Here is a 16,249-nt window from a genome sequence, read left to right as displayed (position 1 = left end):
TCCCTTGTGGTGGTTATTTCAGTCATTGTTATTATTGAGTATGAGCAAAGATATAAGCGCTTTGAATGGCTATATTGGTTATCAATGTCGCGATATCTACCACTATTGATGGTTAGGTTTCTAATTTGCAGCTCACTAATTTGGAAGTCATTGGTTCAGAGCTTATTGGTTTCGGCATTAAAGATATTTGTAGCAATCTTAATGTTGTGACTTTGCGTTATTTTAATCGTAACAATGCCTGAGCGGTTAATTATTTTGTTAGCAGTTATTTTGTGGCGCTCATTATATCGATTGTGGAAACCATCACTGTGATGATATTTTTGGCAAAAAAAGGGACAGTAGCGTGACTGTCCCCTTATCGTAGTGCGGTATGGCTTACTTTATTATAAAAGTAAGAAATTAGCTAGCAGGTACATCAAAGTAGCTAAGATCAAAGTTCATCATTGGATCACTACCAGCTTGAACCATTTGTGCATGAGCATCAATGCGTGGCAAAATACGCCCGACGAAATAATCGGCAAGCTTGGCTTTATTGGTATAAAACTCACCTTCTTTACCGTTAGCGGCTTCTACCATCAACGCAAACATATACGAATAAGCGAGGTAACCAAAGGCATGCATGTAGTCAACGGCACAGCCATTGACTTCGTTTTTACGCTCGCTAATGTTGCTAAGCACAGTGTTTGTCAATGCTTCAATCGTGTCGGCAGCATCTAGCGTTGCTTGTTTGATGCCATGATCCGCTTGCATGTTATTGACGAAATCACGAATTTCACCTAAGAAATGGGTAACGTATTTGCCGTTATTTTTCGCCACTTTACGACCCAGTAAGTCAAGTGCTTGAATACCGTTGGTACCTTCATAAATCTGCGCAATACGGGTATCACGAACGATTTGCTCCATACTCCATTCGCGGATGTAGCCATGGCCACCGAATACTTGCTGGCAATCAATGGTGGCTTCTAATGCTTTATCAGTCAAGAACGCTTTAGCCACTGGCGTCAATAGAGCAACACGTGCGGCAGCAGCTTGCGCAGCCTCTGGATCAGTACTAAATTTCTCTTCATCAAGATTTTTAGCCACGTACATCGCAAAGCAACGTGAGGCTTCGGTATTGGCTTTGGCATTTAATAGCATACGGCGCACATCGGCATGATGAATGATGGCATCGGCTGGTTTTTCTGGACTTTGTAGCTGAGTATCGCTACGACCTTGACCACGGTCATTGGCATATAACGCCGCATTCTGATAAGCAAGCTCAGAACCACCAAGGCCTTGCAGACCCATAGTGACACGCTCATAGTTCATCATAATGAACATTGATGACAGACCCGTGTTTTCGGCACCAACCATCCAGCCTTTAGCGCTGTCAAAGTTCATGACACAAGTGGCTGAGGCTTTGATACCCATTTTATGCTCGATAGAGCCGACTGCTAGGGTGTTACGCTCGCCTAAGCTGCCATCTGCATTGACCAAAAATTTTGGTACGACAAATAGTGAAATACCTTTTGAGCCTTCTGGCGCGTTAGGGGTTTTTGCCAATACCAAATGAATGATATTTTCGGTTAAGTCATGCTCGCCGCCAGTGATAAAGATTTTGGTACCAGAGATATCATAGCTACCGTCATCATTAGGGATAGCTTTTGTTTTGATGATACCTAAGTCAGTACCAGCATGTGGCTCTGTCAAGCACATGGTGCCCGCCCACTCGCCGTTGTACATTTTTTCTAGGTAAGTTTGCTTTTGTTCTTCAGACGCCGCTGCGTTTAGGCAAAGCGTTGCACCAACGGTTAGGTTTGGATATAGCGCAAATGATTGGTTGGCAGTGAATACCATCTCTTCAGTCAGCATAGTCACCATTTTTGGGAAACCTTGACCACCGTATTCAGCGTTACCGCTTAAGCCAACCCAGCCTGATTCAGCATACTGTTTATACGCTTCTTTAAATCCAGTAGGAGTCGTGACGACGCCATTACCTTCAAAGGTTGCGCCTTCTTCATCGCCGCTGCGGTTGATTGGCAAGAGAATGTTTTTTGACAGTTTTGCCATTTCTTCCAAAATCATATCGACGGTTTCCATGTCGACATGAGCTAAGTTTTCGTTGTTTTGCCAAAATTTAGGCGCGTTAAATACATCATTTAAGATAAAGCGCATGTCATTCAGAGGGGCATTATAAACAGCCATAAACATTCCTTTGGTTCAAATAAATAAAATTAAAGTTGTTAAAGATATCAATTGTTCTTTTGGTCTAACCTTAGCGGTTAATAATCAAAGTTTAGCAAATAAGCTTGCGCACGGGTGTGTTTCTTCGTGAATTGTGCGTACACCAAAAGTATTGATAAAGGATAGCCTTTATAAAAATAAGAATAGGTTTTTACAAAAGGTTAGGTTTTTTGACAGTGTTGACTCTACTCGTTATTAATTTTAATAGCGCTAAGAAAATCGGCAACACACCTGAGTATGTTGCCGATAAAAATACAGTATTAGCAGTATTTAACGTCTAATTAAAAAGCGAACTGATCAACGTCCATGCTCATGTATGGTTCAACACCAGTGCTGATACGCTGTACGTGAGTGGTGGTACGTGGCAATAGCTTAGCAAAGTAGAACTGCGCGGTTTTTACTTTCGCGTCGTAGAAGGCTTGTTCGCTAGTACCGTTAGCAAGTTCAGTTTGTGCTACTAATGCCATGCGTGCCCATAAGTAGGCTAGCGTTACATAACCGCTGAAATACATGTAATCAACCGCAGCGCCGCCAACTGCATCTGGGTTTTCAGTGGCTTGCATGCCGATGCGTGCAGTCAAATCACCCCATTCTTTAAGGTGTTTGGCAAGTGGGCGAATAAACTGACCCATCTCGTCGTTTTCTTTATTTTCTTCACAGAATGTCTGAATGATTTTAACAAAGTTTGCAAGCAGTTTGCCTTGTGAGCCCAATACTTTACGACCTAGTAGATCGAGTGCTTGGATTTCAGTAGTACCTTCGTATAAGCAAGCAATACGCGTATCACGCACGTTTTGCTCCATGCCCCATTCGCTGATAAAGCCATGACCACCATAAACCTGTACGCCATGGTTAGCCGCTTCTAGACCCGTTTCAGTCAAGAAAGCTTTAGCAATAGGTGTCAATAGTGACAACATTTGATCAGCAAATTTAAGCGCATCGCCTTCGCCTTTTGCGACGGTATCGGCAAAATGTGAGAGGTAATAGACTAAAGCACGACCACCTTCAGCAAAGGCTTTTTCAGTCAACAGCATGTTACGAACCGCTGGATGAACGATGATAGGGTCAGCTGCTTTTTCAGGGGCTTTAACACCAGATAATGAACGCATCGCTAGACGATCTTTGGCATAAGTCAATGAGCCTTGGAACGCATATTCTGCTGCGGTTAAACCTTGCACTGCGGTACCAATACGCGCCACGTTCATAAAGGTAAACATGCATTGTAGACCACGGTTTTCAGGGCCAATCAGATAACCCGTTGCGCCATCAAAGTTCATCACGCAAGTGGCTGAGGCTTTGATACCCATTTTGTGTTCGATAGAGCCACAAACGACGTTATTGTTTTCACCTAGGCTACCATCTTCGTTGACCGTTACCTTAGGAACGATAAACAGTGAGATGCCTTTTGTGCCAGCAGGCGCGCCTGGTAGACGAGCCAAGACAATGTGAATGATATTGTCCGTTAAGTCATGCTCACCCGCTGAAATGAAGATTTTTTGACCAGTGATGCTATAGCTGCCATCTTCTTTAGGCTCAGCTTTGGTACGGATAATACCCAGATCAGAACCTGCATGTGCTTCAGTCAAGCACATGGTGCCTGACCATTCACCGCTGATCATTTTTTCTAAATATATGTCTTTTTGCTCATCCGTACCGTGATGCTCGATGGTTTGAATGGCACCATGCGATAAACCAGGGTACATAGAGAATGACCAGTTAGCCGTACCAACCATTTCATTAATGACGGTCGATAATGAAAACGGCATGTTTTGACCACCGAAGTCTTCTTCAGCAGATAAGGCTGGAAAACCAAGCTCACAATACGCTTTGTATGCTTCTTTAAAGCCCTTTGGCGTAGTGACTTGACCATTGTTAAACTGGCAGCCTTCAGCGTCACCACTTTGATTCAATGGTGATAGCTCATTTTCAGCAAAGCTTGCCGCCATTTCAAACAGGCTGTCCATTAGCTCGCGATCCGCTTCTTGGAATGCTGGCAGGGTTTTATAATGGCTTTCGCTGTCGAGTAACTCATGCATCACGAATTGAATGTCACGTAAGGGCGCTTTGTATTGCATAACTTCCTGTCCTTTTGAGAATATAACCAATCATCATCAAGGGTAGGCACATGACTGCACTGTTATTTAGTGCACAAGTCCAGCCCATATTAATCTAACGAGCCCATATAATTGCTAGGCAATAATGCAGATTGACGATGTTGTCGGCTATATAAAATAGTATTGAAAAGAATGGCGATGGTCAGAGTAAGCTTGAAACTTAATAAGCTCTAACAAATTCACTATAAAAGATAGGCTTTCAGAGGGGATTATACAAGTTTGGTGACAGCACTGATAAGTCATGAACCTATCTTGCATCGGTTATACAATCGACGTTAGGCGTTAAGAGGACATGCGAATAAGCATATGAAAATACTAATGATACTGGATAAATAAACATCCGTTAAAGGGGGTTTATTTGGCGGCGTACTGCTGAATCAACATCTCAGTCGCAGCCTCTGCTGGCACTGGTTTGCCAAACCAATAGCCTTGACCCTGTTGACAGCCCATTTTTAGCAACACATCGCGCTGTTGTTCGGTTTCGATGCCTTCGGCGACTACCTGCATATCAAGTGCCATTGCCAAGTCTAAAATAGCTTTTACAATGGCATGTTGGGTACGATCGGTGTCGATGTTGGATATAAAGCTTTTATCAATTTTAATAAAATCAAACGGATATTCTTGTAAGTAACTCAAAGAGGCATAACCGGTGCCAAAGTCATCCAACGCCAGACAAATTCCCAGCTCTTTGAGCAAAGTAAGCTGTTTTTTGACATTTGCATGACGCTGAATTAACGATGATTCAGTGACTTCAATATGTAGCTGATGCGCAGAAATATGGTGTTGCACCAGTAAACTGCTCACCATCTCAGAAAACTCAGGGTGGCTAAATTCGGCGGCATCTGCATTGATACAGATATGTTGACAAAACCCTTGCTGTTGCCAAGTCGATAACTGCTTAGCAATTTGAATCGCCATGTGCGAGAACAACTCAAACGACAGTTTATGAGTGATAATGGCATTGATAAAATGTATCGGCTTTAGCAGTCCGCGAGTCGGGTGTTGCCAACGTACCAGCGCTTCAAAACCAATAATGATGCCCGTAGCCAGCTCAAACTTTGGTTGATAATAAGGAACAAACTGATTTTCAGTGGTGGCGGCTCTAAGTTCTGTCTCTAACTGCAAGCTACCCGCAGTGGCTTCGTCAATGGCCGTATCATACCAGCAAATGTCATCACCGCCTTGCTGCTTGACATAATGCAGGGCTTTTTCAGCCTTGGTCAATAATCCTGTCACTTCGTCGTCGTTAGTGGGAAAGTAACTGACCCCGACGGAAATATGACAATAAATCTTGGCATCTGTCGCAGTGTTTTCATCTAAGGAGAAGGGGCGTTCACACATTTGCATCAAGCTATCTAGCTGATGACGTACCATATTAGCGTCATTGGATTCAAATAATAACGCAAAATCATCGCCGCCAAAATGAGAAAAACAATGTAAATTATCGAGCTTGAGGTTCTTCAGGCGTGTGACAAAGTTCTTTACCAAGGTGTTGATGCCGTCAGGGCCAAGCAAGCTTGCTAGATTGCGATAACGGTCAATATTGAAGCGCACAATTACGACTTCTTGATAACTGTCCAACAATAGGTCGCTGGTCTGACTCAAGAAAACTTTACGGTTTGGTAACCCAGTCAATTGATCATAATTGAGCAAATGAGCCACTTGCTTTTGATCTTTGACGACCGCGGACATATCACGCACCATACCGATATAGTAAGTTCTATGATTGACACAGATTTTGCGATAAGTCATGTGACAGTCAAGTATTTGTCCATAACGGTTCAGCATCGAAAAGTCGTTTTCATAAAAACCATTGCAGTCTAGATGGTCAGTGATATCTGCTAAGACAGCTCTTTCTTCATCTGATAAAAATTCTGCTGCATAAACACCAAGTGGTCTGCCAAGCAAAAATGACTCACTGTAGCCAATGATAATCTCATAACTGGCATTGACCGATAGATAGCGTAAATTGGCATCCAAGATGAATATAGCATCATCAAGCTGCTCACATAACTCGGCCAGCAGTTGCTGCTTGTCTGCGATTGAAATAGGGGCGAAAGCAGTCATAGTTGGACTCATCACGTCGAAATGGAACAGCAATTAGGATTACGCATAGGGTATTTACCCATAATAGCTCAAAGCATGCAGAGTCGCCAACGCCACCACGGGTGCGGTCTCGGTGCGTAAGATTCTTGGACCAATTTGCCAAGGTTCAAAACCAGCTTTGGCTGCTTGCTGGCATTCATCAACACTCAGACCACCTTCAGGGCCTATTAGCAGCTCAATATAAGGAGACTGTTGCGTTAAGACTGTTGGTAGCGACTTAGGCATTGCTGGTTGTCCTGCAGCTGGTACGCTCAGTTGCAGACGCAAATCTGCTGGTTGTTGTAATATTTGATAATAAGGGTCTTGGCTAAGGGTTGTGACAATAGTACTGGTAGTAGGAGGGCGAAGGTTCATTTGCGCATCGGCAGAGTGAGTCACTGATTGTTGTAACCAGTCATTTATGGACACAGGCGCAATAATAAGCGGTGGACGGTTAAGACCGCATTGTTCACAGGCGGCAATGGCAATTTGCTGCCAATGTACCAGTTTTTTTTCTACTTGGGCAGGCTTTAGATTGACCTCGCCATGATGGCTACTTAGCAATTGAATGGCAGTGACACCAAGCTCGGTGGATTTTTGAATCGCATAGTCCATGCGTTCACCGCGGCTCATCACTAGACCGATTTTAGTGAAGACAGCGGCACTTCGGTCAATATCTACATGTGCTAATAATGTCACAGTGGCGTGTTTTTTGCTGATGGCTTGTAGCTGCACCTGATACTCGCCGCCAAAGCCATCGAATAATATGCCTTGATCGCCAATATTGGCACGCAATACACGGCACCAATGATGGACGATACTCTCTGTTAATTCGGTACTATCTCCAATAGCCAAGGTGCTAAGTTGAGGATGGAGTGAGCTTCTTTCATCGCTGATGTCATTGCTGGTGTCATAAAAAAAACGTCGCACAGTTGCTTAGTCCTATTGTTTGAATAATATTTTCAAATATCTTAGCAGAATATCGTTTGAGAGGGTAAAGGGATTATCTTTAGTAGAATTTGCATTAGTGCAATTCTTATACCAAAAAGACTGGCGCTCCTAGGAACGCCAGTCTTTAAAAAATATATTCGATAAATACGATGAGCAATTAAGCTAAGCCGAGTGCTTCAATCAAGCGCTTGTTTGGCTCAACCTTATTCATGCTATAAAAATGCATGGCAGGTACGCCCTCAGCAATTAAGCGCTCGCATAAACGATAGACGACATCAAAACCAAATTCACGAATGGCTTTGCGGTCATCGCCAAAGTCAGACAACTGCTTACGTACATAACGCGGAATATCAGCGCCACAGCTATCGGCAAAGCGTACCAAATTACTTGAGTTAGTAATTGGCATGATACCAGCGATTAAAGGCTGAGCAATCGTGTCAATACCACGCTTCTCTAAGGTATCACGCAAATATAAGTAACTATCAGCGTTATAGAAAAACTGGGTGATTGAAGCATTGGCACCTGCTTGGTATTTATTGACCAAGTTGTCAATATCAAACGCAAAGCTACGCGCTTGTGGATGCATTTCAGGATACGCTGCGACCTCGATATGGAAATGATCGCCTGAATATTCACGGATAAACTTCACCAAGTCTAACGCAAACGGCAGCTCGCCCATACCGACTTGACCTGACGGTAAATCACCACGCAGGGCGACTAAGCGCTTGATGCCCAAACCTTTATACAGATCGAGCAATTCAGCGATTTCCGCCTTATCATCACCGATACAAGATATATGCGGCGCAATGTCAGTATCGCCGCGTGCGCATAGTGCTTGGACGATATCTAAAGTGCGATTTCGGGTTGAACCCCCAGCACCGTAAGTCACCGAAAAATACGCAGGTGATAGCTTATTCAACTCATCATAAGTACTGAGTAGTTTTTCATGACCTAGCTCGGTTTTGGCAGGGAAAAACTCAAAGGAGAAAGCAGGCTTAGTCACAGTCTGGCTCCTTTTAGTATTTATAAGCGTCAGGCTTAAATGGACCTTCGACAGGCACACCCAAATACTCTGCTTGTTTTTCAGTTAGCTTCGTTAGAGTACCGTTAAAACCAGCAACCATCGCCGCAGCGACTTCTTCATCGAGCTTCTTAGGCAGTACTTTGACGTATAAATTGTCAGTACGTGCGTCTGCTGGCAAGTCTGCGAATTTCTCGTCAAACAAATACATTTGTGCCAATACTTGGTTAGCAAATGATCCGTCCATCACGCGTGATGGGTGACCAGTCGCATTACCCAAGTTTACCAAACGACCTTCAGCAAGCAAAATTAAGTAATCATTTTCATCATCTGAGCGGAAGATTTGATGGACTTGTGGCTTAATCTCAACCCAGCGCCAGTTATCACGCATAAACTGAGTGTCGATTTCGGTATCAAAGTGACCGATGTTACATACAACAGCACCAGGTTTCAGGGCTGCTAGCATATGTCTGTCACAAACATGGTAGTTACCAGTAGTCGTGACAATCATGTCAGTGTCTTCAAGCAGACGGGTGTTGATGTTTTCTGCGCCGCCAGTGTTATCACCATTGATGTAAGGTGATAATACTTCAAAGCCGTCCATACATGCCTGCATCGCACAGATAGGATCAACTTCTGAGACACGTACAATCATACCTTCTTGACGTAAGCTCTGCGTAGAACCTTTACCAACATCACCATAACCGATAACTAAGGCGCGACGACCAGCAAGGAACATGTCAGTTGCACGTTTGATAGCATCATTTAAGCTATGACGGCAGCCGTATTTGTTGTCGTTTTTAGATTTGGTAACTGCATCGTTGACGTTGATAGCAGGTACTTTTAATGTGCCTTTATTTAGCATTTCAACTAAGCGATGGACGCCTGTAGTCGTCTCTTCAGAGATACCATGAATGCTATCAAGAAGTTCGGCATAATCATTATGAATCAATGCGGTCAAATCACCGCCATCATCCAAAATTAGGTTAGCATCCCAAAGCTGACCTGAGGCTTCGCCGCCAACGTGGATTTGCTGACGTAAGCACCATTCGTACTCTTCTTCTGTTTCGCCTTTCCAAGCATAAACAGAGATACCTGCAGCAGCAATCGCAGCAGCAGCATGGTCTTGAGTTGAGAAGATATTACATGAGGTCCAACGTACTTCAGCACCTAGCGCGACGAGTGTCTCGATAAGAACGGCAGTCTGGATGGTCATATGGATACAGCCAGCGATTTTCGCGCCTTTAAGCGGCTGATCGGATTCGTAGCGACGACGCAAACCCATTAGGGCAGGCATTTCAGCTTCAGCAAGAGTGATTTCACGGCGGCCGTAGTCAGCAAGGCTAATGTCAGCGACTTTATAGTCAGTGAAAGAGGGGTCGATCGTATGGGCAGATGGGGTGTTAGACACTGCGTCCATAATATGCTCCTATCAGTGGTTAAGGTATGATAAAAAGAATAAAAACGCAGGTGCCGTTATTTGCGCTGTTAAACAATCAATGAGATTATTGTTTAACAGTTACCGAGCCTAACATAATGACTGATTAGCAGGGCTTTAAACCCTAAATGCACTATCAGATATTATGGCGCAACACCTCTCGGAGGTCGTTATTGTAATTGATGAGTCATGAATTGTCACCTGTTGGATAACATAAATAGCTGACGGTATAGGCACATAAGAAGGCGAGCAGTAATATGTAGCAATAAAAAAGGCCATCGATGGATGACCTTTTTTATTCTCAGTTCAGACAGTTTAAATAGTACCAAGAGAAAATTAGTACCAGTTATAGGTTAGAGATGTGAAGAAGTTGGTGCCGTCTTGATTGTAACGCGAAGCATATTGACCAAAACTCTCATTGGTTGAGTAATCTACGTTGGTCAAGTTGTTAATACGACTTGTCCATGTCAGATTTGGACTCAAGTAATAATTACCACTGATATTGAATAACGTATAGTCCTCTATAAAAGTGCTATTATCTGCAACATTATAGGTTTTACCCACATATTCTGCTTCAGTACGAATATCGAACTCTGCAGCTTGGTAACCTATATATACCAAGCCAGTATTTTCAGGGCGATAAACTAATTGTTTGCCTTTGTTAGCTCCTGAGTCCTCTTCAGCATTGGTGCGAGTGTATTGACCACCAAATAAAATATTACTGAGCTGCCAGTCTGAGGTAAAGCTATAACCTGACAAGCTTGCTTCATCAATGTTCAGTGCTTGATATTTATCAATACTACCATCGTATCTGTTATCAATAAGATTGTCGACATTACTATTAAAGGCAGTCAGACGTGTATTTTGCACGGTGGTATTAGACTCAATAAACACTTCTACATTTTTACTCTTTTCGACTTTTAAATCTTCATTTGGAACATAGTAAGCACTCTCAATGTATAAGTCATTGAGAGTAGGCGCTCTGTAGCCAGTAGCGAAGCTAGTACCTAGGCGTAGGCTAGGCGCTAGCTTTACAGCATAACCAAGACCAAATGTAGTTTCGTGACCAAATTGTGAGTTATCATCGAAACGAACATTGGCTTGAAAATCGTAAGCATCCTCATTTACTTGATAACCAGCAAAGCCACTCTTAATATCACGGTCATTTATTTTATAGCTGTCTTTACCACCGGCACTAGGAGTGTTATCTGTAAGGTCTACTTCCTGCTGCAACCATTCGGCACCTGCTTGAAATTGTCCTACAGGTAATTCATAAGTGCTTATCAAATTCGCCTGTTTCTGCTTGGTTTCAAAGGCATCGCCCACTTTGTTATCAATCTTATCCAAGCTCTGACCCGCTGATAGTCGTACTGTCAGCTTATCGTTTTCGTATTGTGAAAATGCTGATACGGCACCATTCTCTTGATCAATCTCTGCATTGGGACCTGGTCCAAAACTAAAGTTATCAAACTCTGTCGTTGACTTAGAAAAAAGTCCAGTTGCGCCAACGCTTATATTTTGAGTAATAGGCATACTAGCATTTAAGGCAAAGTTATTGCTCTCAAAGCCATCCTCATCTTTATCATTGCCTGTTCGGTTGTCAAGCGCGCTGATACCTTTGGTTTGATTCCGACTAGCGGAAAGACTAAGTTTTGCGCCTTGAGCATTTGCAAACTGCGCTGTTGCACCATAAACATAGTGGTCATGTGAGCCAACACCTGCGGTCACAGAAAAGTTAGTTTGGTCGACGTCACTGCCTTTAGTAAATATTTGAATGACGCCGCCCATAGCATCTGAACCATAAATGCTAGAGCCTGAAGCACCGTATAAAATTTCAATACGATCGATTTGATCGGTCGGTAATAAGGCTAAAGCGGGCTGACCTGTTGACATTGAGCCATAACGAATACCGTCTATTAGCACTAATACACGCTTACTATCATAGCCGCGAAGATAGAAATTACTGCTTTGACCCATACCACCATCTTGTTTAATGCTAAATCCTGGCTGCCGTCTAAGTACTTCTAAAACCGTCTGACCTTGAAAGCGTTTTAAATCTTCTTTATCTACAACCCGAGTTTGCGCAATTACATTGCTGGTTTTAGTAGGGGTACGGGTTGCTGTTACGATGATTTCATCAAGCTCAACTTGTGGTAGCTCGCTATCGTTAATAGTAGCAACGTCAGGTGTCACTGCCATTGCTGTGTTAACCGCAAGTAAACCTAGTGCGCTCAAGATACTCAAACGAAGGTAGGTACGTGAAGATGAACGTGATAAAGACATAGTCAATTCCAAAATAATCATATTAAAAAATGCAGAGAAAAAAGTAACCATACTGACGTTAATATGGCTAAAAATTACAAAAAACAGTGGACAAGCAAAACTGCGTTCATTATCTACAAAACAGACCGCTTTATAAACCACTTTAACCTAATGTTTATTCACGGTAAGCTGAGTAGTTTTCATGATAGATTGCGGTTTACTCATTTAACGATTATCACTCTTATTCATAGTAGGCATTTATAAGGAGTGTCGTGAAAGGTAATAAAAAATCAGAAGCCATAAGCAAAGGCGAGAGCAGATAACTCACATAGATGACCATAAAAACGTGTAATCAAAAGCACTGCTGTTATAAATAATTGCTATTATAGGGAAGCACTCATTTGTTCTTCGTTGTACCATTCATAATGCTAAGAGGTTTGTTTTGTCTATTAAGTATCGCCTGATTCCTATAATTCCCAGTCCCAAGTTGTCCTCACCATACTCAATCATCAAAATGTCACTAATGGCAATTTTGTTTTTGCTTGTGATGCTGTTGAGTGCGTTGTTGCCCAATAATGCATTTGCTGCTGAAGCCAGCGCATTGGGGATGGGTGGCAGCACCAGTGAGGAGTCGGCGAGTACGCCGATACCAGATTCATTCGGACGCGATACTCCGCGCCATACCGTGCAGGGCTTCATCAGTGCATTAGGTGAAAATGACTATCTGCTGGCGAGTAATTATTTAAACTTATCAAAGTCTGACAATCCAACCACAATCGTTCGTCAATTTAAGCAAGCGCTGGATGCAGGTGGGCGTTTTCAGCCTGATTTGCAGATTAATAATACGCCGGAGGGCAACCTAACTGATCAGCTACCGCCAAGCCAAGAAAACGTCGGTGCGATTAATGTGGGTGAAAAAAGTGTTCCACTGATACTTGAAAGAGTGGTGTCTAAGCAAGGAGAGCAGTACTGGCAGTTTTCTACGGATACGCTCAGCTCAGTACCAGAAGTCATAGAAAATACCGAACCAACGTTAGTGTCTCGCTATACTTTTGATTCATTAGAAGGCAAAAAGCTGTTTGGTTATCAAGTGGCGGATTTAGCCGCAGCGTTAATGATGACTGTCGGCAGCTTTGTGTTTACTTATATCATGGTATGGCTGCTGTACCATCTATTACGAATTGTCTATCCTCGTGTACGCGGCGTACCATTGCCATTACCTGATAAGGTCGTATTGCCACTGGCAGTGGTCATTATGGCGCTGATACTGTCAGAAGTGATGGTGTATGCAGGCGTGTCGGTGACGCTACGTGAACCGATCAATCGTTTTACCGAGATTGCATCTTGGCTTGCATTGACTTGGTTGCTGTTACGAGTCATCGATGCCATATTCACTCGTGCGGTAAACTTAAGTTATAAGAAAAATTATACTGAACGTGTCTCTATCTTGGGGCTGCTACGCAAAGTGGTCAAAGCGTTGCTGCTTATCTTTGCCGTGATTGTTATCTTCGGTAATTTGGGTTTCGATTTGACCACGGGTATTGCCGCCTTGGGTGTGGGTGGTTTGGCATTAGCACTGGGTGCGCAAAAAACCATTGAAAACCTTGTTGGTAGTGTCGTGGTCGTGGCGGATTCGCCCGTACGTATTGGTGATTATTGTAAGTTTGGCACTTATGAAGGCACAGTCATTGATATTGGTATTCGCTCATCACGTGTGCGCACCTTGACGCGCACTGTTGTGACTGTACCAAACGGTGACTTTTCATCAATGCAGATTGAAAACTTTACATCCCGCGATATGTTTCGCTTCTTCCATCAGTTATATATTAAACGCACTGCTGATATTGATGTGGTCTTTAAGATGGTCAAGGACTTGGATGAGTTTATAGATGAGCATTATTTGACCAACCAAGAATGGAATCAGGTCAATATTTTAGAGCTACGTCAAGACTGCTATATCATTCAATTACAGGCGTATGTTAATGCTAATGGTGTGACTGAGTTCTATGACAAACAGAACGTTTTATTTGTTGATTTATTGAACCAAGTGGCGAAATATGATGTCGAGCATGCTTTGCCAACGCAGCAGCTTATTGTCAATCAAACTGAGCTTGAGCATCACATAGAAAACGAAATTGAAGATAAGAATAAGGAAGACAACGTCGCGGAAACGACAAAAGATATGTCAAATGATGACCATGCTGATGATGATGCTAGCGACAATAAGGATAACAGCAACGATGATAAGCATGCCGTGGACTTGAGTAAAGGTAAAGATAACGTCAAGACAGATGAAAAAGGCAGTCAGAAAAAGACTAAATCCGTAGAGAGCAAAAAAGACAATGCGTTAAAGGCATTGAGAAATAAAAGCCATATGATAAAGAAAATCAAGTTCAAGTACGCAAAAAGAAAATCTGGCTTTTCTATATGGAACCAGCCATAAAATTATGGATTAAAAACGGTATAAGATAAGCACTTGAGGTAAGTATCAAGCGTTTATCTTATACCATTCATAAAAATTAGAGCAGCAAAGAAAACGAGTGCTAGACTAAGCTTAAGCTAAGCGAGTTTGACATAGTGAATCGTACTTTGGTGTTTGGCATTATAAAGGGACAGCGGTTTGATTACGTAATAAGCCGTAGTATGACCATAGCAACAAACTGGCAGCGCTGCGATGTGGTGACCAATCTTGTGTTAGATTCTTTAACTGTTTCGGCGTTGGACGTTCCATTAAGCCTAATAACGCCATCGCCGCTACTTTAATTGCTAGATCATCGACCGCAAGTACGTCTGCACGTTTCAGAGAGAATAATAAATACATCTCAGCCGTCCAGCGGCCAATACCAATAACGGCCGTCAGCACTTCTATTGCTTCTTCATCAGGCATGATTTCTAACGCAGCAAAGTCTATATCATGATCGACTAATGAGCGAATATAACGGGTTTTTTGTTTAGATAACCCTTGCGCTCTTAAGTCCTCATCTGTTGCTTTGATAATCGCCTGTGGATTCGTTAAGACGGCATCAAGTAATCGTTGCCAAATACTGGCTGCTGCTGCCACAGACAGCTGTTGACCAACCATTGCTCGCATCAACTGCTCAAACCCACCGACATTATGCCGTAGACTGGGCATGCCAACTTGTTCATAGATAGACAAAAATCTTGGCTCGATAACAATCAAAGCCATGATGTGTTCATGTAGCTGTTGCGTGTTCTGAATGGTCTGTATGCTCATAAATGCTTATCCTGATTTATGCAAATACCGCTATCGCTAGATGTTAAATATAGTGGCTGTAGTAGATAAGGATTAAATAATGATTTTATGAGCATAACAAAAAGGACTGCCAATAAGCAGTCCTTTTGATTCTTCATACTAACTCTAACACTAAAAACTATTCACCATCAGCTTTAGATTTTTTGAGCAGTACCAATACTGCACCGTTACCACCATCTTTTGGCGGTGCAGAGCAAAATGCCAATACTTCTGGTAGTTGACGCAGCCAACCATTGACGCAGGTTTTTAAAATGGCTTCACTGCCTTTACCATGGACGATTTTTACCATGGTCTCGTTTTTCTGTTTCGCTTGGCTTAGGAGTTGAGTCATGGCCACGCGTGCTTCTTCGATGGTACAACCATGAATATCTACGGCGTCATACCAACGTAGCTTACCTTTTTTAAGCTGATCAAAGATTTTATTCTGCAAAGTCGGCTGTTTGTAAGATAAATAGGCCTCAGCAGCGACAGGGTTGAGTAGTGCTTGCATATCTGACAAGCCAGCTCCCAAATCACTCGCTTCACTACCTTGCGCAGCAGCACGTTTAGACAAGGTGGTCGCATCAGGCTTGCCCGCTTTGCTAGCATTGGCAGGTGAGCGTACGTTTTTGTCTTCAAGCTGATTGACGCCATGCATTGCTTGCATAAACAGTACTTTGTCATCGTCAATATGCTCGCTAGCCATTTGCTTGACGGTCTTGTTTACTTGCTTTTGCGTGGGCAATGATACAGGCTCAGTAGGCTTTTGGTTTTCATCTTCAGGCGAATTGGTATCGCGACCTTTGCTAAGTTGGCCTTTTAGCTCTTTGAGCTGGTCTTGCATTTCTTTTGAAAATAGAGAGTTTGACATAGAAGTTAACGTATCGTTGGTTGATGAATGA

At 42.8% G+C, this 16,249-nt stretch carries 10 protein-coding genes; 1 reads left to right on the top strand and 9 read right to left on the bottom strand.

Annotation, left to right across the window (positions count from 1 at the left end; translation table 11 throughout):
- Window positions 1–399 precede the first annotated feature (399 nt).
- From Q6344_07585 to Q6344_07555, 7 genes are all read right to left on the bottom strand, one after another.
- Complete coding sequence (locus Q6344_07585; protein WLG12479.1) at window positions 400–2,184, bottom strand: acyl-CoA dehydrogenase C-terminal domain-containing protein; 1,785 nt, start codon at window positions 2,182–2,184, stop codon at window positions 400–402.
- 320 nt (window positions 2,185–2,504) lie between these two features.
- On the bottom strand, window positions 2,505–4,298 hold the full coding sequence (locus tag Q6344_07580) for an acyl-CoA dehydrogenase C-terminal domain-containing protein (GenBank protein ID WLG12478.1): 1,794 nt from the start codon (window positions 4,296–4,298) through the stop codon (window positions 2,505–2,507).
- Window positions 4,299–4,691: 393 nt separating this feature from the next.
- On the bottom strand, window positions 4,692–6,404 hold the full coding sequence (locus Q6344_07575; GenBank protein ID WLG12477.1) for a sensor domain-containing phosphodiesterase: 1,713 nt from the start codon (window positions 6,402–6,404) through the stop codon (window positions 4,692–4,694).
- A gap of 54 nt (window positions 6,405–6,458) precedes the next feature.
- Window positions 6,459–7,352 (bottom strand): 16S rRNA (uracil(1498)-N(3))-methyltransferase, encoded by an 894-nt coding sequence (locus tag Q6344_07570; GenBank protein WLG12476.1) that lies wholly within the window; start codon window positions 7,350–7,352, stop codon window positions 6,459–6,461.
- A 178-nt stretch (window positions 7,353–7,530) separates the two neighbouring features.
- On the bottom strand, window positions 7,531–8,376 hold the full coding sequence (locus tag Q6344_07565) for a methylenetetrahydrofolate reductase (protein WLG12475.1): 846 nt from the start codon (window positions 8,374–8,376) through the stop codon (window positions 7,531–7,533).
- 13 nt (window positions 8,377–8,389) lie between these two features.
- Window positions 8,390–9,814 carry an adenosylhomocysteinase gene (gene ahcY / locus Q6344_07560; protein ID WLG12474.1) on the bottom strand — a complete coding sequence of 475 codons (1,425 nt, stop codon included), beginning with the start codon at window positions 9,812–9,814 and terminating at the stop codon, window positions 8,390–8,392.
- A gap of 354 nt (window positions 9,815–10,168) precedes the next feature.
- Window positions 10,169–12,115: a TonB-dependent receptor gene (locus tag Q6344_07555; GenBank protein ID WLG12473.1), complete on the bottom strand. Its 1,947-nt coding sequence runs from the start codon at window positions 12,113–12,115 to the stop codon at window positions 10,169–10,171.
- Between the two features lie 502 nt (window positions 12,116–12,617).
- Here Q6344_07555 and Q6344_07550 point away from each other — a divergent pair.
- Entirely contained in the window at window positions 12,618–14,537 is a 1,920-nt protein-coding gene (locus tag Q6344_07550) for a mechanosensitive ion channel (protein WLG12472.1), read from the top strand.
- Window positions 14,538–14,696: 159 nt separating this feature from the next.
- Here Q6344_07550 and Q6344_07545 read toward each other — a convergent pair whose 3' ends face one another.
- Window positions 14,697–15,329 carry a DNA-3-methyladenine glycosylase 2 family protein gene (locus Q6344_07545; protein ID WLG12471.1) on the bottom strand — a complete coding sequence of 211 codons (633 nt, stop codon included), beginning with the start codon at window positions 15,327–15,329 and terminating at the stop codon, window positions 14,697–14,699.
- Between the two features lie 157 nt (window positions 15,330–15,486).
- The gene (locus tag Q6344_07540) at window positions 15,487–16,218 is read right to left on the bottom strand and encodes a Smr/MutS family protein (protein WLG12470.1); all 732 of its coding nucleotides are present in this window, start codon (window positions 16,216–16,218) and stop codon (window positions 15,487–15,489) included.
- Window positions 16,219–16,249: the final 31 nt, after the last annotated feature.

Source organism: Psychrobacter cibarius, from assembly GCA_030686115.1.
In the GTDB taxonomy this organism is placed as follows: domain Bacteria; phylum Pseudomonadota; class Gammaproteobacteria; order Pseudomonadales; family Moraxellaceae; genus Psychrobacter; species Psychrobacter cibarius_C.
This window is presented reverse-complemented; position numbering and strand designations above follow the sequence as displayed.

Excerpts from the sequence above, each read along its gene's own strand:
- Q6344_07585 (WLG12479.1), bottom strand. The coding sequence starts at position 2,184 with ATGGCTGTTTATAATGCCCCTCTGAATGACATGCGCTTTATCTTAAAT.
- Q6344_07580 (WLG12478.1), bottom strand. The coding sequence starts at position 4,298 with ATGCAATACAAAGCGCCCTTACGTGACATTCAATTCGTGATGCATGAG.
- Q6344_07575 (WLG12477.1), bottom strand. The coding sequence starts at position 6,404 with ATGACTGCTTTCGCCCCTATTTCAATCGCAGACAAGCAGCAACTGCTG.
- ahcY (WLG12474.1), bottom strand. The coding sequence starts at position 9,814 with ATGGACGCAGTGTCTAACACCCCATCTGCCCATACGATCGACCCCTCT.
- Q6344_07555 (WLG12473.1), bottom strand. The coding sequence starts at position 12,115 with ATGTCTTTATCACGTTCATCTTCACGTACCTACCTTCGTTTGAGTATC.
- Q6344_07550 (WLG12472.1), top strand. The coding sequence starts at position 12,618 with ATGGCAATTTTGTTTTTGCTTGTGATGCTGTTGAGTGCGTTGTTGCCC.
- Q6344_07545 (WLG12471.1), bottom strand. The coding sequence starts at position 15,329 with ATGAGCATACAGACCATTCAGAACACGCAACAGCTACATGAACACATC.
- Q6344_07540 (WLG12470.1), bottom strand. The coding sequence starts at position 16,218 with ATGTCAAACTCTCTATTTTCAAAAGAAATGCAAGACCAGCTCAAAGAG.